16 protein-coding genes are annotated in these 21,118 nt (G+C 65.6%); 1 reads left to right on the forward strand and 15 read right to left on the reverse strand.

Annotation, left to right across the window (positions count from 1 at the left end; translation table 11 throughout):
- Positions 1–9 precede the first annotated feature (9 nt).
- The 9 genes from tpiA to NQ036_RS01050 form a co-directional block, all read right to left on the reverse strand.
- Positions 10–810, reverse strand: coding sequence for a triose-phosphate isomerase (gene tpiA / locus NQ036_RS01010; RefSeq protein WP_257046386.1), 801 nt, complete (start codon positions 808–810; stop codon positions 10–12).
- A complete protein-coding gene (gene pgk, locus NQ036_RS01015; protein ID WP_257056858.1) occupies positions 810–2,030 on the reverse strand; it encodes a phosphoglycerate kinase in 1,221 nt (406 codons plus the stop codon). The genes tpiA and pgk overlap by 1 nt, the downstream gene beginning before the upstream one ends.
- A gap of 23 nt (positions 2,031–2,053) precedes the next feature.
- Entirely contained in the window at positions 2,054–3,058 is a 1,005-nt protein-coding gene (gene gap, locus NQ036_RS01020) for a type I glyceraldehyde-3-phosphate dehydrogenase (protein ID WP_257046388.1), read from the reverse strand.
- Positions 3,059–3,144: 86 nt separating this feature from the next.
- Positions 3,145–4,128, reverse strand: coding sequence for a DNA-binding protein WhiA (gene whiA / locus NQ036_RS01025; protein ID WP_257046389.1), 984 nt, complete (start codon positions 4,126–4,128; stop codon positions 3,145–3,147).
- A gap of 46 nt (positions 4,129–4,174) precedes the next feature.
- Positions 4,175–5,182, reverse strand: coding sequence for a uridine diphosphate-N-acetylglucosamine-binding protein YvcK (gene yvcK / locus NQ036_RS01030; RefSeq protein ID WP_373456814.1), 1,008 nt, complete (start codon positions 5,180–5,182; stop codon positions 4,175–4,177).
- A 2-nt stretch (positions 5,183–5,184) separates the two neighbouring features.
- A complete protein-coding gene (gene rapZ, locus NQ036_RS01035; protein WP_257046390.1) occupies positions 5,185–6,084 on the reverse strand; it encodes an RNase adapter RapZ in 900 nt (299 codons plus the stop codon).
- The gene (gene uvrC, locus NQ036_RS01040) at positions 6,074–8,035 is read right to left on the reverse strand and encodes an excinuclease ABC subunit UvrC (protein WP_257046391.1); all 1,962 of its coding nucleotides are present in this window, start codon (positions 8,033–8,035) and stop codon (positions 6,074–6,076) included. The genes rapZ and uvrC overlap by 11 nt, the downstream gene beginning before the upstream one ends.
- Positions 8,025–10,919 carry an excinuclease ABC subunit UvrA gene (gene uvrA / locus NQ036_RS01045; RefSeq protein WP_257046392.1) on the reverse strand — a complete coding sequence of 965 codons (2,895 nt, stop codon included), beginning with the start codon at positions 10,917–10,919 and terminating at the stop codon, positions 8,025–8,027. Before uvrA ends, uvrC begins: the two co-directional genes overlap by 11 nt.
- Before the next feature lie 9 nt (positions 10,920–10,928).
- Positions 10,929–13,451, reverse strand: a complete 2,523-nt coding sequence (locus NQ036_RS01050) for a DEAD/DEAH box helicase (protein ID WP_373456813.1) — start codon at positions 13,449–13,451, stop codon at positions 10,929–10,931.
- A gap of 106 nt (positions 13,452–13,557) precedes the next feature.
- Here NQ036_RS01050 and NQ036_RS01055 point away from each other — a divergent pair, with 106 nt between their 5' ends.
- Complete coding sequence (locus NQ036_RS01055) at positions 13,558–13,851, forward strand: YciI family protein (protein WP_257046394.1); 294 nt, start codon at positions 13,558–13,560, stop codon at positions 13,849–13,851.
- 68 nt (positions 13,852–13,919) lie between these two features.
- Here the strand turns inward: NQ036_RS01055 and NQ036_RS01060 are convergent, their stop codons facing one another.
- The 6 genes from NQ036_RS01060 to NQ036_RS01085 all read right to left on the reverse strand — a co-directional run bounded on the left by NQ036_RS01060 (position 13,920) and on the right by NQ036_RS01085 (position 21,091).
- The gene (locus NQ036_RS01060; RefSeq protein ID WP_257056860.1) at positions 13,920–14,897 is read right to left on the reverse strand and encodes a TerC family protein; all 978 of its coding nucleotides are present in this window, start codon (positions 14,895–14,897) and stop codon (positions 13,920–13,922) included.
- A gap of 202 nt (positions 14,898–15,099) precedes the next feature.
- Positions 15,100–17,283 carry an excinuclease ABC subunit UvrB gene (gene uvrB, locus NQ036_RS01065; RefSeq protein WP_257046396.1) on the reverse strand — a complete coding sequence of 728 codons (2,184 nt, stop codon included), beginning with the start codon at positions 17,281–17,283 and terminating at the stop codon, positions 15,100–15,102.
- A 75-nt stretch (positions 17,284–17,358) separates the two neighbouring features.
- Positions 17,359–18,063, reverse strand: a complete 705-nt coding sequence (locus tag NQ036_RS01070; protein ID WP_373456815.1) for an ABC transporter ATP-binding protein — start codon at positions 18,061–18,063, stop codon at positions 17,359–17,361.
- Positions 18,056–18,919 carry an ABC transporter ATP-binding protein gene (locus NQ036_RS01075; protein WP_257046397.1) on the reverse strand — a complete coding sequence of 288 codons (864 nt, stop codon included), beginning with the start codon at positions 18,917–18,919 and terminating at the stop codon, positions 18,056–18,058. Before NQ036_RS01075 ends, NQ036_RS01070 begins: the two co-directional genes overlap by 8 nt.
- 1 nt (position 18,920) lies before the next feature.
- Positions 18,921–20,111: a branched-chain amino acid ABC transporter permease gene (locus NQ036_RS01080; protein WP_257046398.1), complete on the reverse strand. Its 1,191-nt coding sequence runs from the start codon at positions 20,109–20,111 to the stop codon at positions 18,921–18,923.
- Complete coding sequence (locus NQ036_RS01085) at positions 20,111–21,091, reverse strand: branched-chain amino acid ABC transporter permease (RefSeq protein WP_257046399.1); 981 nt, start codon at positions 21,089–21,091, stop codon at positions 20,111–20,113. Before NQ036_RS01085 ends, NQ036_RS01080 begins: the two co-directional genes overlap by 1 nt.
- Positions 21,092–21,118 lie beyond the last annotated feature (27 nt).

A 21,118-nucleotide genomic window follows, 5' to 3' on the forward strand; every position in this document is an offset into this window, starting at 1 on the left:
GTAATACGATCAGCCGCGCTGGGCTGCCACGGCCAGGGCGCTGAAGTCCGCGGCGCTCAGGCTTGCCCCGCCCACCAGGGCGCCGTCGACATCGGCCGAGGCCATGATTGCTGCGACGTTCTCGGCCTTGACCGAACCACCGTAGAGGATCCTGACGCCGGCGGCGAAGGAGGGATCATAGAGTTCCTCCAGCCTGCCCCTGATCGCGGTGGCCATGGTGGCGGCGTCCTCGGCGGTGGCAGTGCGTCCTGTGCCAATCGCCCAGACCGGTTCATAGGCGACGACGAGTCCTGCAAGAGCCTCTGCTGTGAGCCCCTCGAGAGCGGCACTGAGCTGGGCCAGGGTATGAGCCTCGTGTTCGCCGGCCTCCCTGACCTCCAGAGGTTCTCCCACGCACAGGATGGGCAGCAACTCGTGGCGCAGACAAGCAGCCACCTTCTCCTGCACGACGGAGTCCGTCTCCTGGTGGTAGGCCCTGCGTTCACTGTGCCCGACGATCGCATAGCGGCAGCCGAGCCGTTTGAGGAACCGGCCCGACACCTCTCCGGTGAAGGCACCGGAATCGTGCACCGACAGGTCCTGCGCGCCATAGCTCAAAGACAGCTTGTCGCCTGCGATGAGGGTCTGGACCGACCGGATGTCGGTGAACGGTGGGAGCACCGCGATTTCGCCGGCCTCGTAGTCGAATTTCGCATCGTCGAGCGCCCAGGCCAGTTTCTGCACGGTGGCGATGGCCTCGAAGTGGTCCAGGTTGAGCTTCCAGTTGCCCGCCAGCAGCGGTAGGCGCTCGGGCTTGGTCTTCTTGGCCATCAGTCGAGCACCTCCAGCCCCGGCAGAGTCTTGCCCTCGAGGAATTCGAGGCTGGCTCCCCCACCCGTGGAGATGTGGCCGAAGTCGGCCTCTGTGTAGCCCAGGGAGCGCACGGCTGCAGCGGAGTCGCCGCCGCCGACGACGGTCAGCCGGCCGGTCTCCGGTCCCCCATTGGCATTGCTCAGCGCCTTTGCCACCGCACTGGTGCCGGCGGCGAAGGCGGGGAATTCGAAGACGCCCATGGGACCGTTCCAGAACACCGTCTGTGCCTCGGCGACCAGCTGGGCGTAGTGGGCGGCCGTCTCCGGTCCGATGTCCAGGCCCATCGCCTTGGCACCGGCGGGGGTGGACTCGAGCGCGTCGATGCCGGCAGCCGCATGCGCGGCATCAGCGGCGAAGGACTCGGCCATGACGATATCGGTGGGCAGCACCAGGTCGACGCCCACCTCCTGTGCCTTGTCCAGATAGCCGCGGACCCGCTCGAGTTGATCGGCTTCGAGCAGGCTGGCGCCCACCGCATAGCCCTGCGCGGCGAGGAAGGTGAAGAGCATGCCGCCGCCGATCACCAGGGTGTCGGCCCGTTCGAGCAGGGAGTCGATGACGCCCAGCTTGTCCGATACCTTGGAACCGCCCAGCACCACCACATAGGGTCGTGCCGGGTCGTGGAGCAGCCGGCTGCACACCTCGACCTCCGCGGCCACCAGTCCCCCGGCGTAGTGCGGCAGCAGGGTGGCGATGTCGTAGACGCTCGCCTGCTTGCGGTGGACCACGCCGAAGCCGTCGGAGACATAGGCCTCTGCCAGCTCCGCCAGCTGGCCGGCGAACTCGCGCCTGACGGCCTCGTCCTTGCTCGTCTCACCGGGGTTGAACCGCAGGTTCTCCAGCAGCAGGATCTCCCCGTCGCCCAGTTCGGCGGCCATCCGCCGGGCCTGCGGGCCCACGGTGTCGCCGGCGAAGGCGACCGGCCGGCCAACGGCCTCGGCCAGTGCAGGGGCGACGGGAGCCAGAGAGTACTGCGGGTCGACGGCGCCCTTGGGCCGGCCCAGATGGGCCATCACGATCACCTTCGCCCCGGCCTCGGCCAGGGACCTCAGAGTGGGAGCCGAGGCGATGATGCGTCCGGGGTCGGTGATCGCGCCGTCTCGCATGGGGACGTTGAGATCACTGCGCACGATGACACGGCGCCCCGCGAACTGGGCGGGGTCGGTCAGTTTCTGCAATGGAGGGCCTTTCCTAGGGGATATCAGAGTTTTCCAGCCACCAGGTCGGCCAGGTCGTACAGACGACGGGAGTAACCCCATTCGTTGTCGTACCAGGACACGACCTTGATCTGGTCGCCAACCTGTCTGGTCAGCCCCGCGTCGAAGATCGACGAGTGGCTGTCCATGACGATATCGGATGACACGATCGGGTCCTCGGTGTAGTCGAGGACACCCGCGAGTTCGCCGGTCGCCGCTGCGGCGACCGCGGCATTGACTTCGGCGACGGTGGTGGGGCGTTCCGGCAGGAACGTCAGGTCCACCAGGGAACCGGTGATGACGGGTACGCGGGTGGCGAAGCCGTCGAGGCGGCCGGCCAGCTCCGGGATCACCCTAGCGACCGCAGCCGCAGCGCCCGTGGTGGTCGGCACGATGTTGACGGCCGCGGCGCGGGCCCGGCGGAAGTCCTTGTGGGGCCCGTCGACCAGCCGCTGATCGCCGGTGTAGGCGTGGATGGTGTTCATAATGCCCGAGGCGATGCCGAACTCGCGGTGCAGCACCTTGGCCAAAGGAGCCAGGCAGTTGGTGGTGCACGAGGCATTGGAGACGATGTCGTGCTGGGCCGGATCGTAATCGCCCTCGTTGACCCCGAGCACGAGCATCGCATCGGCGTCCTTCGAGGGCCCCGAGATCAGGACCTTCTTGGCGCCGGCGGCCAGGTGGGCCGCCGCGGCCTGCCGTTTGGTGAACTTGCCCGTGCATTCGATGACGATGTCGACGCCCATGTCGCCCCAGGGGATCTCCGCGGGATCCCGGTGGGCGGTGGCGTGGATCCGGTGCCCGTCGACGGTCAAGGATTCCTCATCGCTTTCGACTTTGGCGGGCAGTCGGCGCCACACCGAGTCGTAGGTGAGGAGGTGTGCCAGATGGGCGTTGTCGGTCAGGTCGTTGATCGCGACGATTTCGATGTCGTGATCGCCGGCGAGCCAGTGCCGGGTGAATGCCCGGCCGATGCGCCCGAAACCATTGATTCCTACGCGAGTGACCATAGTCTCCCTCAGTCTGCCGATGGGTGCTGCTCTCGAGTGCCGATCGGCACTGCTACCAGCATAAACGTCCGAACCGCCGTCCGTCTTCAGACTTCGTCGAGCATGTCGGCGGTGAGATTGGCCTCTGTCCCCGGAATACCGAGTTCTGCCGCTTTCTTGTCCGCTGTCGACAGGAGCCGGCGGATCCGGCCGGCGACCGCGTCCTTGGTCATCGGCGGGTCCGCCAGCTGGCCGAGTTCCTCCAATGAGGCCTGTTTGTGCTCCAAGCGCAGTTCGCCGGCGTACTTGAGATGATCCGGTACGTCTGCGCCCAGGATCTCGAGCGCGCGTTCCACCCTGGCCCCTGCCGCGACAGCCGCACGGGCCGAACGGCGCAGATTGGCGTCGTCGAAGTTGGCCAGGCGGTTGGCGGTGGCGCGCACCTCGCGGCGCAGGCGCCGCTCCTCCCATTCCAGACGGGTGGACTCCGCCCCCATCGAGGTCAACAGATCGCCGATCGCCTCGCCGTCGCGGATCACGACCCGGTCGACGCCGCGGACCTCCCTGGCCTTGGCTGCGATGTCGAAACGCCGCGCCGCGCCCACCAGGGCCAGTGCGGCCTCGGGGCCGGGGCAGGTGATCTCGAGCGCGCCGGAGCGGCCGGGCTCGGTCAGCGATCCATGGGCCAGGAAGGCACCGCGCCAGGCGGCGCGGGCGTCGGCGATCGTGCCGTTGACGATCGCGGACGGCAACCCACGAACGGGCCTGCCCCGACCGTCGATGAGACCCGTCTGCCGGGCCAGCGCCGGCCCGTCCGTGACGACGCGCAGCACATAGCGGGTGGACTTCTTCAGCCCGCTGCCGCCGACCACGACGACCTCGGCGACATGGCCGAACAGGTCCTTGATCTCCGAGCGCAGGCGGCGGGCGCCCGCACCCGTGTCGACCTCCGCCTCGATCACGATGGCCCCTGCCACCAGGTGCAGGGCCGAGGAGAAGCGCAGAGTCGCCGCGACCTCTGCCTTGCGCGCCTGTGGCCGGGTCTCCCGGTAGTGGGCAAGTTCGTCCTTGACCTTCGCCGTCAACGCCATGGTCGTTCCTTTCCGCGCGTCGCTGCGCGACGCGATTCGTTCGTCCCTACCACTGTTCGACCACCGCGATGCCGGCATCGCCGAGCACGTCACGGTAGCAGGCCGCCAGCTTCAGGCTGTCGTGCACGCCGGAGTGGGTGGCCCGCACGGGGCGCCGCCACAGCTGCGCGGAGAAAAGAGACCCTGCCAGGCCCGCCAGGCGGGGTTCGGTCGCCGCTGCGCGATCGTCGACGATGATCGAGTCGAAGCGCAGACGGGGTGCGTGCTCGTGCAGGCTGTGCAGATGGTCTCCCAGGCTCATCCCGGCGGTCTCCGCCTTGGCGCCCGGCAGGTTCAACGTCAACAGTTTGAGTGCCTGCGAGGAGTAGATCGCCTCAGCGAGTTCGGGCACCAGCAGATGCGGCATCACCGAGGTATACCAGGAGCCCGGTCCCAGGTTGATCACATCGGCGCCGGCTATCGCCTCGAGCGTTTCGATGCGCGCCGGTGGATCCTGCGGCAGCAGTCTGACCTGGCCGACATCGCCACGGGTGGCGGCGAGTTCCGCCTGCCCCCGCACCACCGTGGTGGAGCCTGCCTCGCTGACGTCTGCCTCGATGGTCAGCGGCACCGAGGACATGGGCAGTACTCGACCATGGGCCCGCAGCAGCCGGGCCATCCAGTCCAGGCCCTCGACGTGGTCGCCGAACTTCTGCCAGAGGGCGGCTATGAGCAGATTGCCCACGGCGTGGTCGTTCAGCGGCCCGGCGGAGGAGAACCTGAACTGGATGATGTCGCGCCAGGTCCGTCCCCACTCCCCGTCATCGCACAGAGCGGCCAGCGCCATCCGCAGATCGCCCGGTGGCAGGCCCCCGAACTCCTCGCGCAGACGACCAGAGGATCCCCCATCGTCGGCAACTGTGACGATGGCGGTGAGATTGTCCGTCAGCAGGCGGAATGCGCGCAGGGAGGCGTAGAGGCCGTGGCCGCCGCCGAACGAGGCGATGCTCACACCCTGTCCGCCGGAGCCACGGCGCAGATACATGGGAAGTTCCTCGGTGGGAATATCGGCCATCGTCACTCCCTCCCCAGATCACGGTGTTTGAGGAAGACCGCAGCCTGTGTGCGAGTCGCGAGCTCATCGCACAGGGCCCTGGCGATCGCCACAGAGCGGTGTTTGCCCCCGGTGCAGCCGATCGCGACGGTGGCATATCCCCGCTGTTCGCGCAGATAGCCGGCGATCACGGTCTCGAGTACCCCGGCGTAGCCGCGGACGAATTCCCCGGCTCCGGTCTGCGCGAGCACGAAGTCGGAGACCTCCGGATCCTGCCCCGTGTGTTCGCGCAGCGCCGGAATCCAGTAGGGATTGGGCAGGAAGCGCACATCCGCCACGTGGTCCGCGTCCTTGGGCAGTCCGTACTTGAAGCCGAAGCTCATAACGGTCAGACGCAGCGCGGGCTGTTCCGGATCGCCGAACCGGCTGCGGATCTCGGCGGTCAGCTGATGGACGTTGAGATCCGTGGTGTCGATCCGGTAGTCGGCCCCGTCTGCCACGGTGGCCAGCTGAGCGCGTTCGGCCTCGATGCCATCGGACAGGGTCTCCTCGCCCTGCAGGGGGTGGGGGCGGCGGACGGATTCGAACCGGCGGACCAGCGTCTCATCGCTGGCGTCGAGGAACAGCACCTCGACGTGGAGGCCACGGGCACGGTAGTCGGCCAGCACCTCGTCGAGCCGCTGGAAGTTCGTCCGGCCACGCACATCGGTGACCACGGCGACCCGCGGCAGCCTGGCATCGGCCCGGGCGACGAGTTCGATCAGCGGGGCGATCAGCTGCGGTGGCAGGTTGTCGACCACATACCAGTTCTGATCCTCGAGGGCCTTGGCCGCAGTGGACCGACCCGCCCCGGACATACCGGTGACGATGAGGACCCGGCTGGCGCCGGGTTCGGCCGTCTGCTGGCTGGGCTCACTGTTCATCGTCGGCTCCTGGGTTCGGGTGGTTCTGTGGCGTCGGTTCCGGTGGGGCCCCGTCGTTGCCTACGGTAGCCGAACCGGGGTCCGGACTGTCTGAGTCTTCTCCCAGGACGGTCTGGATGCGCTGTGCCAGGGCCGGACCGACGCCCTTGACCTCGGTGAGTTCGTCCACCGTGGCCGTACGCATCCGCTTGACGGACCCGAAGTGGGTCAGCAGAGCCTTGCGCTTGGCCGACCCCAGGCCGTCCACTCCGTCGAGCACGGAGGTGCGCATCGCCTGGCCCCGGCGCTGGCGGTGGTAGGTGATGGCGAACCGGTGGGCCTCGTCGCGCACACGCTGGAGCATGAAGAGGCCCTCGGAGTTCCGCGGCAGGATGACCGGGAACTCGTCCCACGGCACCCAGACCTCCTCCAGGCGCTTGGCCAGGCCGACCACGGAGATGTCGGTGATGCCGAGGTCGGACAGAGCCGCCTCGGCGGCGTGGACCTGGGGCAGAGCGCCGTCGACGACCAGCAGTGAGGGCCGATAGCCGAAACGCTGGTCGGGGGTATCGTCATTGAGGCTCTCGAGGTAGCGGGAGAAACGACGCGAGACCACATCGTACATCGAGGAGGTGTCGTCGCGGGCCGCCTCACCTGTCACCGAGAACCGCCGGTAGTCCTTCTTCTTGGGCAGGCCGTCTTCGAAGACGATGAGTGAGCCGACCACGTTCTGGCCCATCATGTGCGAGTTGTCGATGCACTCGATGCGCAGCGGGGGCTCCGGGAGGTCGAGGGCCGTCTGGATCTCGGTCAGTGCCTGGGACCTGGTCGTCAGATCCGAGGCCCTGCGGCGCTTGTGCAGGTCGAGGGCCTCTCGGGCGTTCTTGAGCACCGTCTGCAACACGGCGAGCTTCTCCCCGCGCTGGGGCACCCGGATGGTCACCGCCGCCCCGCGCAGCCCGCTCAGCCAGGCCTGCAACGCGTCCTGATCGGTCGGCAGGGTGTCGACCAGGATCTCCTTGGGGACGGCCTCGGGGTCGACTCCGGTGTAGGCCTGGCGCAGATAGTCCGCGGTGAGTTCGGCGGGACCCAGTTCGTCGAGGCGCTCGATGATCCAGCCGCGCTGTCCCCTGATCCGCCCGGAGCGCACGTGGAAGACTTGGACACTGGCCTCGAGTTCCTCTGCGACCAGGCCGAAGACGTCGACGTCGGCACTGACCCGCAGGACCACCGCCGACTTGTCGATGACCTTCTTCAATGCGGTGATCTCATCGCGCAGTTTGGCCGCGCGTTCGAACTCGAGGGCCGCAGAGGCCTCCCGCATCTCCTTCTCACGGGTGGAGATGAATCGGCCGGTGTGGCCATTCATGAAGTCGACGATGTTCTGGGCCAGGACCCGGTGTTCCTCCGGACCGATCCGGCCGATGCACGGCGCGCTGCAGCGGTCGATGTAGCCCAGCAGGCAGGGCCGCCCGGATCGTTCGGCACGGTCGAACACCCCCTTGGCACAGCTGCGCATGGGGAACGCCTTGAGCAGCTGGTCGAGGGTCTCGCGGATCGCCCAGACCGCGGTGAAGGGCCCGAAGTACTTGACCCCCGGCTTGCGTTTGCCGCGGGTGACGAAGACCCGGGGGTAGGTGTCCTTCATCGTGATGGCCAGATACGGGTAGGACTTGTCGTCGCGGAACATGACGTTGAACCGCGGATTGAACTCGTTGATCCACGTCCACTCGAGCTGGAGCGCCTCGACCTCGTTGTTGACCACCGTCCATTCGAGGCTGGCGGCGGTATGCACCATGGTGAAGGTGCGCGGGTGTAGCTCCGCGGGGTTGGCGAAGTACGAATTGAGCCTGTTGCGCAGGTTCTTCGCCTTGCCGACGTAGATCACCCGCCGGTTCTCATCGCGGAACTTGTACACCCCGGCCGAGGTCGGGATCTCCCCTGTGGCCGGGCGGTACAGACTAGGATCCACTGATCCGCCCCGCGATCTCGCTCAGTGCCGCCAGGTACCGGCCCGTATGCGATTCGGCCACCTGTGCGACCTGCTCCGGTGTCCCGGTGGCCACGACGGTGCCGCCCCCGCGGCCGCCCTCGGGCCCCATGTCGATGATGTGGTCCGCGGCGGCGATGACATCGAGGTTGTGTTCGATCACGATCACCGTATTGCCCTTGTCGACCAGCCCCTGCAGGACCAGGAGCAGCTTCCTGATGTCCTCGAAGTGTAGACCCGTGGTCGGCTCGTCGAGGACGTAGACCGTCCGCCCGCGAGTGCGCTTCTGCAGTTCGCTGGCCAGTTTGACGCGCTGGGCCTCGCCGCCGGACAGGGTGGTGGCCGGCTGTCCCAGGCGCACATAGCCCAGGCCCACCTCCACCAGGGTGTTCAGGTGCCTGGCGATGGCAGGTACTGCGGCGAAGAACTCCGCGGCCTGTTCGATCGGCATATCGAGGACCTCGGCGATCGACTTGTCCTTGAACTTCGCCTCCAGAGTCTCCCTGTTGTACCGGGCGCCGTGGCAGACCTCGCAGGGGACGTAGACGTCGGGCAGGAAGTTCATCTCGATCTTGATCGTGCCGTCGCCGTGGCAGTTCTCGCACCGGCCGCCCTTGACGTTGAAGGAGAACCGGCCGGGTTGGTAACCGCGCACGCGGGCCACCTCGGTTTCGGCGAACAGCCGGCGGATGTGGTCGAACACTCCGGTGTACGTCGCCGGATTCGACCGCGGGGTGCGTCCGATGGGTGACTGGTCGACGTGGATCACTTTGTCCAGCTGGTCCACCCCGGTGATCCGCTTGTGCCGGCCGGGGACCTTCTTGGCCCCGTTGAGCCGGTTGGCCAGTTCCGTGTACAGGATGTTGTTGACCAGCGTCGATTTGCCCGAACCGGACACTCCGGTGACGGCGGTGAATACGCCCAGTGGGAAGGACACTGTGACGTCCTTGAGGTTGTTCTCCCTGGCCCGCTCCACCGTCACCGTACGCGAGCGGTCGATCGGTCGACGCCGGGCGGGCACGCCGATGGCGCGGCGACCGGCCAGGTAGTCCCCCGTGATCGACCGGGGCGCGGAGGTCAGGCCGGCGACCGGGCCGGAGTAGATGACCTCGCCGCCGTGTTCGCCGGCGCCGGGGCCGATGTCGACGATCCAGTCGGCCGCCTCGATCGTCTCCTCGTCGTGTTCGACGACGATGAGCGTATTGCCCAGATCGCGCAGCTTCAACAGTGTTTCGATGAGCCTGCGGTTGTCCCGCTGGTGCAGGCCGATCGAGGGTTCGTCGAGCACGTAGAGCACGCCGACGAGGCCCGAGCCGATCTGGGTGGCCAGCCGGATCCGCTGGGCCTCGCCGCCGGACAGGGTGCCTGCGGTGCGCGCCAGGGTCAGATAGTCCAGTCCCACATCGAGCAGGAACCCCATCCTGGCGTTGATCTCCTTCATCACCTGGGCTGCGATCTGCGCATCCCTGGCGTTGAGGTCCAGTCCGGCCAGGAATGCGGCCGCCTGGTCGATCGCGAGCGCGGAGACCTCGGCGATGGACTTCCCGCCCACTAAGACGCTGAGTGCCTCTGGGCGCAGGCGGGTGCCCGAGCATGCGGCGCAGGGGACTTCGCGCATATACGATTCGTAGCGTTCGCGGGCGTTGTCGGATTCGGTTTCCTGGTGTTTGCGCAGGATGTATTGGAAGACGCCCTCGAAGCCGGTGGAGTAGCTGCGTTCGCGGCCGAAGCGGTTGCGGTATTTGACGTGGACTTTGTAGTCCTTGCCTTCGAGGATGGCTTTGCGGTGGGAGGGTTTGAGGTCCTTCCACGGGGTGACGAGGTCGAAGCCCATGTCGGTGCCCAGGGCGTCGAGCATCCGGTTGAAGTACTGGGAGGTGGTCTTGCCCGATGACCAGGGTGCGATGGCGCCGTCGGCGATGGCCAGGTCCTCGTCGGGGACGACGAGGGTCTCGTCGACTTGGAGTTTGGTGCCGATGCCGTCGCAGACGGGGCAGGCGCCGAAGGGCGAGTTGAAGCTGAAGGTGCGCGGTTCGATCGTGTCGAGGGCCAGGGGGTGGTCGTTGGGGCACGAGAGGTGTTCGGAGAAGGTCCTGGTCGTGCCGTCGTCGACGAATTCGACGTCCATTCGGCCATCTGCGGTGCGCAGCGCGGTTTCCACGGAGTCGGTCAGGCGTTGGCGGATGCCGGGCTTGGCGATAAGGCGGTCGACGACGACGGAGATGTCGTGTTTGATCTGTTTGGCGAGTTTGGGCGGGTCGCTCAGGCTGATCTGGTTTCCGTCGACCACGGCGCGGGAGAAGCCGGCGGCCTGCAGGTGGGAGAAGGTGTCGACGAATTCGCCCTTGCGCTGGCGCACGATTGGGGCGAGGACGAGGAATTTGGTGCGGTCTTCGAGTTCTTCGAGTTGGTCGACGATCTGCTGTGGGGTCTGGCTGGTGATCTGTTCGTGGCAGACGGGGCAGTGCGGTACGCCGATGCGGGCCCACAGCAGGCGCAGGAAGTCGTAGACCTCGGTGATGGTGCCAACGGTCGAGCGCGGGTTGCGCGAGGTCGATTTCTGGTCGATGGAGACTGCCGGGGAGAGTCCTTCGATGAGGTCGACGTCGGGTTTGTCCATTTGGCCCAAGAACATGCGGGCGTAGGAGGACAGGGATTCGACGTAGCGGCGCTGGCCTTCGGCGAAGATGGTGTCGAAGGCCAGGGAGGATTTACCGGAGCCGGACAGGCCGGTGAAGACGACCATGGCGTCGCGGGGCACGCTGATGTCGACATTGCGCAGGTTGTGGGCTCTGGCTCCCTGGACGACGAGTGTGTCGAGGTGGCTGATGCCCTGGGCGTTCGTGGTGCTGGTTTCTGCGGTCACGTCTCAACTCTATTCCGTGGGTCCGACATGGGTGATGGTGAGGACGGGTTCATCGGCTGTATCGGTGGCGTCGAGGTCGACGTCGGCGCTGATGGCCCAGTCGTGGTCGCCGGCGGGGTCGTCGAAGACCTGACGCAGGTGCCAGGTCCGGTCGTCTTTGCGCAGGTGGAATAGTTCGGGCGAGCGCGCTTGGGGCCCGGTTCCCATGGTGTCGTATTCATCGAAGTAGGGTTCGACGGAGTCCTCCCAGGCGTGTGTGTCGAAGCCGTTGTCCGCGTCGAGGGCGCCGAGTGCGTCGTAGGCGCCGCGTTCGGCCAGGATGACGCGGTGGAACATCTCGTTGCGCACCAGGCGGGTCAGCCGGGGTTCGTCTGCGCTGAGCCTGGTGTCGGCCATGTCGAGGGGCAGGGCCTCGGTCTGGGCGCCGGCTGCGCGCAGTTGTTCCCATTCCTCGACGAGGGAGGAGTCCACCCGGGTGATGGTCTCGCCGAGCCAGTCGACGATGCGTTGGAGGTTTTCGTCGACGTACTCTTCTGGGACGTTTTGGACGAGGGCTCGGTAGACGTCGGTCAGGTAGCGCAGCAGGCCGCCTTCGACTCGGGCCAGGCCGTAGTAGGAGACGAACTGGGAGAAGTTCATGGCCTGGTCGATCATGTCGCGGACCACGGATTTGGGTTCGAGGTTGAGGTCGGCGAGCCAGGGGGCGGATTCGACGTAGGTGGAGAAGGCCTCTTCGAGGATTTCGGCGTTGGGTTTGGGGTAGTCGAGTTCGTCGAGGATGGCCATGCGTTCGGTGTATTCGACCCCGTCGGCTTTGAGCAGGGCCAGCTCGTCGCGTTTGATCCGGTCGAGTTGTCCCTTGAGGACGGCGAACTGGACGGGTGTGGTCGCTTCGATGACGCTGAGCACGTCGTAGGCCCATTGGTCGGCGTTTTCCGAGTCGAAGAGTTCGAGGGCGGCCAGGGCGAAGGGTGACAGGGGCTGGTTGAGGGCGAACTGCGGGCCGAGGTCGGCGTCGGGGCGGAATTCCACGATGCCGTTCTCGGTGGGGTGGCGGGAGAGCACTCCGGCGTTCAGCAGGGAGCGGCCGATGCCCAGTGCCCGCAGGTACATGTCGAGTTTGGCGGCTTCCGATTCGTGGGTGGAGTCGATGAAGTCCTTGACCGTCTGCATACCGGCGTGGGGGCGGGCGAGCAGGTTGACCAGGATGGAGTGGGTCATGCGCATGTGGCTGGTCAGTTCTTCCGGGGTGCCCCCGACGAGGTTGTCGAAGGTCTCCCTGGACCAGCCGACGAAGCCGGCAGGGGGCTGTTTGTGTTTGACCTTGCGGCGCTTCTTCGGATCGTCGCCGGCCTTGGCCAGGGCCTTGTTGTTCTCGATCACGTGGGCCGGGGCCTGCGCGACGACGAAGCCCTCGGTGTCGAAGCCCGCGCGGCCGGCGCGGCCGGCGATCTGTTGAAATTCGCGCACGCGCAGGCGGCGGGAGCGTCGGCCGTCGAATTTGGTCAGGGCGGTCAGGACGACGGTGCGGATCGGCACGTTGATGCCCACCCCGAGGGTGTCGGTGCCGGAGATGACGGAGAGTAGGCCCGCGGCGGCGAGGTGTTCGACCAGGCGGCGGTATTTGGGCAGCATGCCGGCGTGGTGGACTCCGATGCCGTGTGTCAGGAGGCGTTGCAGGGTCTTGCCGAAGCCCTTGGAGAATCCGAAGCCCTTGATCTCGTTCTTGATCCGTTCCTTCTGTTCCTTGCCTGCAAGGTTGATGCTGGTCAGGGAGCCGGCCAGTTCGGTTGCGGCGTTCTGGGCGAAGGACACGACGTAGACGGGGCCCTGGCCTGCGGAGACGAGCTTCTGCAGTTCCTCGTGCAGCGGCTCTTCCGAGTATTCGTAGCGCAGGGGCACCGGGCGCTGGGTGCCGGTGACGTAGGCGGTGTCACGGCCGGTCAGTTCTTCCATGCCGCCGGCGATCTTCGACATATCCCCGAGGGTCGCGCTCATCAGCACGAATTGTGCCTGGGGCAGGGTCAGCAGGGGCGTCTGCCAGGCCCAGCCGCGCTGGGGGTCGGCGAAGTAGTGGAATTCGTCCATCACGACCAGGCCGACATCGAGCATGCCGCCGGAGCGTAGGGCCTGATTGGCCAGGATCTCCGCGGTGGCGCAGATGACGGGGGCCTCGGCGTTGACGGAGGTGTCGCCGGTGATCATGCCGACGTTCTCGGCGCCGAGCACTTTTGTCAGGGAGAAGAACTTCTCGCTGACCAGGGCTTTGATGGGGGCGGTGTAGAAGGCCCTGCGGCCGGTGCACAGGGCGTAGTACAGGGAGGCCAGGGCGACCATCGACTTCCCGGAGCCGGTGGGGGTGGCGACGATCGTGTTGTCGCCTGCCAGCACATCGAGGATGGCCTCGTCCTGGGCGGGGTAGAGTTCCAGGCCCAGTTCGGTGCAGTAGTCGGTGAAGGCGTCGTAGACCGAATCGGCGTTCGCGTACTCTTCGGGGATGGGACGCAGACTCGCCACGGGGCACTCTCTCATTCTTCGCGTGCCGTGCGCTTCTTCACCGGCTCGCTGGATAGACTCTCGGTATGGACTCACGGAACACCGTGTGTCTCTTCTATTATTCCCGATCGAAGGAGGGGCCGTGGCAGTTTTCGCCGTGACCTATGAATACGGACCGGATACCGAGAAGCGGATGGCGAACCGTCCGGCTCATCGGGCCTGGCAGGGTCGACTCAACGAGGCCGGTGTCATCCTGGCCTCCGGTCCCCTGGCCGATGATGGTGTCCCCGGCGGACTGTTCGTCATGGAGGCCAAGGACCGCGCTGCCGTGGAGGATCTGCTCACGCAGGATCCGTACGCCAGCCTGGGCGTGATCGCCACGACCACGATCCGCCAGTGGGAGCCGGTGTTCGGCGGGTTCGCCAACCCCGCCTGAGTCGGACGGAGAGTGCATTGGGGCCGCCCTCGGATCTTCGAGGGCGGCCCCAGTGCGTCGCGCGGGGTTTACTTGTCGATCGACCCGAACACCACGGTGGTGTGCGTGCGCTTCATCTTGATGAGGCTGATGATCGTCGCGATTCCCAGGGCCGCGACGATGAAGCCCAGGGACACCCAGGTGTTGATATCCGGCATCCAGGGGAACCAGGTTTCGTGTCCGGCGTGGAGGATGAGTTTGACGCCGATGAACGCGAGGATCGCGGCGATCCCGTATTTGAGGTATTCGAGCGCGTCGAGCAGGCCGCCGAGCAGGAAGTACAACTGGCGCAGGCCCATCAGGGCGAACAGGTTGGTGCAGAAGACCAGGTACGGGCTCTTCGTGATACCGAAGATCGCGGGGATCGAGTCGAGGGCGAACATGACGTCGGTCGTGCCGATCGCGATGAATACCAGCAGCATCGGGGTGAAGTACTTCTGCCCGTCGATGGTGGTGCGCAGCTTGTTGGCATCGTATTCGTCGGTCAGGCGGAAGCGCTTCTTCATGAAGCGCACGATGCCGTTGTCATCGGCGTTCTCATCATCTTCCTTCCCGAAGGCCTGTTTGAAGGCCGTGTAGAGCAGGAACAGGCCGAACAGGTAGAACACTCCGACGAAGGCCTCGATGATCGCAGAGCCCAGCAGGATGAAGGCACCGCGGCAGATCAGCGCGACGATGATGCCGACCATGAGCACCTCTTGCTGGTACTTCTTCGGCACGGAGAACTTCGACATGAGCAGCACGAAGACGAACAGGTTGTCGATGCTCAGCGAGTACTCGGTCAGCCAGCCGGCCAGGAATTCACCGCCGTGGGTGGAGTCGCCCAGGGCGAACAACAGTCCGGCGAAGACCAGCGCCAGCACCACGTAGAAGCCGACCCACAGGCCGGCCTCCTTCATGCTGGGCACGTGGGGGCGTTTGAGGATGATGAGCAGGTCGACCACGAGGATGAGGACGAGGACCACGAGGGATCCCGTCTCGAACCACAGGGGTAGCTGGGTGTGCATTGGGGCCTTTCGGAGGTTTCTGCGCCGTGTATAGCGTGTGCGTCACGGCCGCGAACATGAAAGTCTCTCCCGCGCATACTGGATGCGCCCGCGGCCCCGGACCCCGGTATCAACCGGAGGTCGTGATGACGAGACCGCTGTTGCGGGATACTCCCCTTCCTTGCCCGTATATTCTACACGCGCGCAGACCACCTTGAGGTTCTCAGATGCCCTCGCGCTGCATCTGCCGCAGCTCCTTCTTCAGATCCGCCAGCTCATCGCGCAGCCGCGCGGCCAATTCGAACTGCAGTTCGGCCGCCGCATTGTGCATCTGCTCGGTCAGAGAGGCGATGAGCTCGCCCAGGTCCCCCGTCGGAGTTCCCCCGGCCGCCCGCCCGGCCTTGGCCCGCTGCTCATCGCTGAGCGTCGAGTTGTACCCGCGCTTGCCCTTGCCGTAGTCGAATTCGGTGAGCAGTTCGCGGGTGTCCTCGTCCTCGCGCTGCAGGCGTTCGGTGATATCGGCGATCTTCTTCACCAGGGGCTGTGGGTCGACGCCGTGGTCGATGTTGTACTGGTTCTGCACCGCCCGCCGGCGCTCCGTCTCGTCGATCGCCGTGCGCATCGACGGGGTGATCCGGTCGGCGTACATGTGGACCTCGCCGTTGACGTTGCGGGCCGCGCGCCCGATCGTCTGAATCAGCGAACGTTCGGAGCGCAGGAAGCCCTCCTTGTCCGCGTCGAGGATCGCCACGAGGGACACCTCGGGCAGGTCCAGGCCCTCGCGCAGCAGGTTGATGCCGATGAGGACGTCGAATTCCCCTGCGCGCAGTTCGCTGAGCAGTTCGACGCGGCGCAGGGTGTCGACGTCCGAATGGAGGTACTGCACGCGGATGCCGTTTTCCAGGAAGTAGTCGGTGAGGTCCTCGGCCATCTTCTTCGTCAGGGTCGTCACCAGTACGCGTTCATTGCGTTCGACCCGGGTGTTGATCTCTCCGATCAGGTCGTCGATCTGGCCGCGGGTGGGCTTGACCGTGATCTTGGGGTCGAGCAGTCCGGTCGGGCGGATGATCTGTTCGACGGTACCGCGAGCGCGTTCGGTTTCGAAGTCCCCTGGGGTGGCGGAGAGGTAGACGGTCTGGCCGACGCGTTCGAGGAACTCGTCGAATTTCAGCGGTCGGTTGTCCATGGCGCTGGGCAGGCGGAAGCCGTGTTCGACCAGGGTGCGTTTGCGCGACATATCCCCTTCGTACATGCCGCCGATCTGTGGGACGGTGACGTGGGATTCGTCGATGACCAGGAGGAAGTCCTCGGGGAAGTAGTCGAGCAGGCAGTTCGGGGCGGTGCCGGCGGCACGGCCGTCGATGTGTCTGGAGTAGTTCTCGATACCCGAGGTGAAACCCATGGAGGCCATCATCTCCAGGTCGTAGGTGGTGCGCATCTTCAGGCGTTGGGCTTCGAGCATCTTGCCCTGTTTCTCCAGTTCGGCCAGGCGTGTCTGGAGTTCGTCCTCGATATCGCCGATGGCCCTGGCCATCCGCTGTTCGCCGGCGACGTAGTGGCTGGCGGGGAAGATGTGGATGATCTCCTCGGTGCGCACGATTTCCCCTGTCAGGGGGTGGAGGGTGTAGAGCGCTTCGATCTCGTCGCCGAAGAATTCGATGCGCAGGGCCAGCTCCTCGTATTGCGGGATGATCTCCACGGTGTCTCCGCGGACGCGGAAGGTGCCGCGGGTGAAGGCCATGTCGTTGCGGGTGTACTGCATACCGACGAAGCGTTTGAGCAGGTCGTCGCGGTCGACTTCCTGCCCGACTTCCAGGGAGACCATCCGGTCGACGTATTCCTCCGGGGTGCCCAGGCCGTAGATGCAGGAGACGGTGGAGACGACGACGGTGTCCCGGCGGGTCAACAGGGCGTTGGTGGCGGAGTGGCGCAGTCGTTCGACCTCGTCGTTGATCGAGGAGTCCTTCTCGATGAAGGTGTCCGTCTGGGGGACGTAGGCCTCGGGCTGGTAGTAGTCGTAGTAGGACACGAAGTATTCGACCGCATTGTTGGGCAGGAGTTGTTTGAACTCGTTGGCCAGCTGGGCTGCCAGGGTCTTGTTCGGGGCCATTACCAGGGTGGGGCGCTGGACTTGTTCGATCAGCCAGGCGGTGGTCGCCGATTTGCCGGTGCCGGTAGCACCCAGGAGCACGATGTCCTTCTCGCCGCTCTCCAGGCGCGAGCTGATCTCCCTGATCGCGGTGGGTTGGTCGCCGGCGGGCTGGTATTCGCTGATGACTTCGAAGGGCGCCACCGAGCGGGTCACGTGGGGACGGTGGCCCACCTGTGGACGCGGCTGATCGACGGCTGTGCGTTCACTCGTGTCAACGGGGTGCGCGGGCGTTGTCCCGGTGGTTTCTTCGGCCATGCCACCAGGATAACGCCCGCGCCGGCTATTCGAATATGTTTTCTACCACGGAGTGGTTCTCCCCGGCCCCGTGTCCTATCCGATGCCCAGGTAGGCCTCTTTGATGCTGTCATCGGCCAGTAGTTCGCCACCGGTGCCCGTGCGGGTGATCGCGCCGGTCTCCAGGACCAGGGCGTGATCGGCGATCGCGAGCGCCTGGTTGGCATTCTGTTCGACCAACAGCACCGTGGTGCCCTGCGCGTTGATCTCCTTGATGATCTTGAAGATCTGTCGGATGAACTGTGGCGCCAGGCCCATGGAGGGCTCGTCGAGCAGCAGTACTTCCGGTTCTGCCATCAGTGCCCTGGCGATCGCCAGCATCTGCTGTTCGCCACCGGACATGGTGCCGCCCAGCTGGGTCCTGCGCTCCTTGAGTCGGGGGAACAGATCGAAGACCCGGTCGTAGGCATTCGCCGCACGTTTGCCCGAGCGTGAGTAGGTGCCCATCTCGAGGTTCTCCACCACGGTCATTCCGGGGAAGATCCCGCGGCCCTCCGGCACCAGGGAGATGCCCATGCCGACCCGCTTATGGCCTTTGATCTTCGTGATGTCCTGGCCGTTGAACACGATCGAGCCGCGGGAGGGGTTGAGCAGGCCCGCGACGGTGCGCATCGTCGTCGTCTTGCCGGCGCCATTGGCGCCGATCAGGGTGACGACCTCTCCCCTGTCCACCTGCAGGTCGAGCTTTTCGATGGCCCTGATGCGGCCGTATTTGACTTCGAGGTCGTTGATCTCAAGCACTGGCATCGTCATCTGCCTCCTGTCCCAGGTATGCGGCAATGACCGCGGGGTCCTCTTGAATGGCCTTGGGTACGTCGTCCGCGATCTTCTTGCCGAATTCCAGGACGACGATTCGATCGGTCACGCCCATGACGAGTTTCATATCGTGTTCGATCAGCAGCACGGTGTAGCCCTCGTCGCGGATGGTGCGGATGAGCTCCATGAGCTCTTCCTTCTCCTTGGGGTTGAAGCCGGCGGCGGGTTCGTCCAGGCACAGGATTTTCGGGTCCGTGGCCAGGGCGCGGGCGATCTCCAGGCGGCGCTGGTACCCGTAGGGCAGGTCCTTGGCCGGGTGCAGGGCACGGTCGGCGATGCCGACGAATTCCAGCAGCTCCATGCCCCGGTCGATGATCTGGCGCTCCTCCCGATAGTGCCCCGGCAGCCGGAACATGGCGGAGAACATGCCGGTCTTATGGCGTGCGTCCAACCCGACGGCGACGTTCTCCAGCGCCGACATCTCGGAGAACAGTCGGATGTTCTGAAAGGTGCGGGCGAAGCCGGCGCGGGTGATCTGGTACTTCTTCTTCCCCAGTAGGCTCTTGCCCTCCAGGCGGACGTCGCCAGAGGATGGCTTGTAGACCCCGGTCATGGCGTTGAAGCAGGTGGTCTTGCCCGCGCCGTTGGGGCCGATGAGGCCCAGGATCTCACCGCGCTTGATGTCGAAGGTGACGTTGTCGAGTGCCGTCAGACCGCCGAACTTCACGGTCAGGCCCTTGACCTCGACCAGGGTTTCGCCCTCGGCAACCGCAATCGAGCGCTCGCTGGCGACCTCGGCATCCGTATCGATCTCGAACTCGGGTGTTGTGGTCTCGCTCATCTCAGGCCTCCTCCGCCCCTGGTTCGATACTGGATCTTCTCCCGGCCCGTGATGGACTGCCGTCCTGGTCCTTGCGCACGAATCTGCGGATTCGGGAGCCGAAGGTCAACAGTTTGGCCCGAATCGAGATCAGCCCCTGGGGGCGGAACAGCATGAGGACGACGAGCACGATGCCGAAGATGAGGAATTTGTAGTTCGCGATCTCGGTGAAGCGCATCGGCACGTAGGCGACGATCGCGCCGCCGACGATCGCGCCGAGCTTCGAGCCCTGGCCGCCGAGGACGACGGCGGCCAAGAAGAGGACCGAGGTCTGCACATCGAATTTCTGATTGTTCACGAAGCCCACCTGGCCGGCCATCAGCGCCCCTGACAGACCGCCCAGGGCGGCTCCGGTGGCGAACGCGGCGAGCTTGAACTTGAAGGTCGGCACGCCCATGGTCTCGGCGGCGTCCTCGTCCTCGCGGATCGCGATCCAGGCCCGGCCCACGCGGGAGCGCTCCAAATTGCCCAGCAAAATCGTCACGATGATGATGATGACCAGGGTCAGCCAGTACCAGGGCAGACCGTTGGTGGTGAAGAAGATCGGCTGACCGTCGATCGACCCGGGGGGCGCGCCGATGTTCTGGAAGCCCGACTGGCCCTTCAGCGGCGGCAGGATGGTTGCCAGGATGCGGATGATCTCGCCGAAGCCCAGGGTCACGATTGCCAGGTAGTCCCCGCGCAACCGCAGGGTCGGAATGCCCAGCGCGATGCCGAAGACCATGGTCACGACCATCGCCAGGGGCAACGTCCACAGGTAGGGGATGTGGATCATCGTGGAATCGCTCGAGGTCCACAGGGCCGCGACGTAGGAGCCGACGGCGAAGAAGCCGATGTAGCCCATGTCCAGCAGTCCGGCCATGCCGACGACCACATTGAGTCCGAGTGCGACGAGGGCGTAGACGGCCATGTTGAAGCAGGTGATGGCGAAGTCGTTGCCCGGCTCCGTGGTGATGAACGGCGGGTTGATCACCGGCAGGAGGAAGGCCAGGACCACGGGCACCAGGAGGACCATCCACTGTTGGAACCGGCTGCGGTCCGACCACCAGGTGCGCAGGCCGCCCGGTTTGAGGTCCTTGCGCTCGTGCTTGAGGCTTTTGGCCGCGGCCTTCTGCAGGGCCTTGGACGATTCGTTCGGGTTGTGCATACTCATCAGGCACGCTTCTTTCCGAGGTTGGAGCCCAGGATGCCGGTGGGGCGAATCATCAGGACGAGGATGAGCACGGCGAAGATGATGACGTCGGTCCACTGCGCGTTGCCCAGGAAGGCCGCGCCGAAGTTTCCGATCACGCCGATGAGCAGACCGCCCAGGAGGGCGCCGCGGATATTGCCGATGCCGCCGAGTACCGCTGCGGTGAAGGCCTTGATGCCGAGGATGAAACCACCGTCGTATTTAGCGCCGTCCGGGGTCTTCATCATCATGAACAGGGCTGCCGCGCCGGCCAGAGCACCGCCGATGACGAAGGTCGCCATGATGATGCGCTCCTTGTTCACGCCCATCAGGGTGGCGGTGTCGGGGTCTTCGGCCACCGCGCGGATACCGCGCCCCAGCTTGGTCCGGCCGACGATCTGATCGACGCAGATCATCATCAGCACCGCGGCGATGACGATGGTCAGCTGCAGCGAATCGATGATGCCGCCGAAGATGTCGAAGATCGGCTTGGGGACGAACATCTTGGTCTTCGGCTCCGGGCTGGGCCCGCGCCACAGGAAGAACAGGTACTGGATCACGAAGGACATGCCAATCGCGGTGATCAGGAAGACCAGCCGGGGTGCGCCCTTATCGCGCAGGGGCTTGTAGGCGATGCGTTCGATCGCCAGGGCCACCAGTGCCGATACCGCCATGGCGACCAGCCCGGCCAGCACAAGGTCGAGGACCAGGAGGCCCAATGGCAGATTCGGGGCGGATGCGCCGAAGCCCAGGGCTGTGAGGAAGAAGGAGACTGCGAAGGCACCGGAGATGAAGACCTCCGAATGCGCGAAGTTGATGAGGTTGAGCACTCCGTAGACCAGGGTGTAGCCCAGGGCTACGAGCGCGTAGATGGAGCCCAGGGTCAGTCCATCGAAAATCGTCGACAGGAACAGGCCGGGGTCGGTGAAGACCCCGAAGTCGAATGTCAGCCAAGAATCCATAAGGATCGCTTTCGGTTCGTGGGGACC

This window comes from Brevibacterium sp. 91QC2O2, assembly GCF_024580695.1.
Taxonomy (GTDB): Bacteria; Actinomycetota; Actinomycetes; order Actinomycetales; family Brevibacteriaceae; genus Brevibacterium; species Brevibacterium moorei.

Bases quoted from the DNA above. Each gene is read 5' to 3' on its own strand.
- uvrB (WP_257046396.1), bottom strand. From the start codon at position 17,283: ATGGCCGAAGAAACCACCGGGACAACGCCCGCGCACCCCGTTGACACG.
- NQ036_RS01085 (WP_257046399.1), bottom strand. From the start codon at position 21,091: ATGGATTCTTGGCTGACATTCGACTTCGGGGTCTTCACCGACCCCGGC.
- tpiA (WP_257046386.1), bottom strand. From the start codon at position 810: ATGGCCAAGAAGACCAAGCCCGAGCGCCTACCGCTGCTGGCGGGCAAC.
- whiA (WP_257046389.1), bottom strand. From the start codon at position 4,128: ATGGCGTTGACGGCGAAGGTCAAGGACGAACTTGCCCACTACCGGGAG.
- rapZ (WP_257046390.1), bottom strand. From the start codon at position 6,084: ATGAACAGTGAGCCCAGCCAGCAGACGGCCGAACCCGGCGCCAGCCGG.
- yvcK (WP_373456814.1), bottom strand. From the start codon at position 5,182: ATGGCCGATATTCCCACCGAGGAACTTCCCATGTATCTGCGCCGTGGC.
- NQ036_RS01080 (WP_257046398.1), bottom strand. From the start codon at position 20,111: ATGAGTATGCACAACCCGAACGAATCGTCCAAGGCCCTGCAGAAGGCC.
- NQ036_RS01075 (WP_257046397.1), bottom strand. From the start codon at position 18,919: ATGAGCGAGACCACAACACCCGAGTTCGAGATCGATACGGATGCCGAG.
- NQ036_RS01060 (WP_257056860.1), bottom strand. From the start codon at position 14,897: ATGCACACCCAGCTACCCCTGTGGTTCGAGACGGGATCCCTCGTGGTC.
- gap (WP_257046388.1), bottom strand. From the start codon at position 3,058: ATGGTCACTCGCGTAGGAATCAATGGTTTCGGGCGCATCGGCCGGGCA.
- NQ036_RS01050 (WP_373456813.1), bottom strand. From the start codon at position 13,451: ATGAGAGAGTGCCCCGTGGCGAGTCTGCGTCCCATCCCCGAAGAGTAC.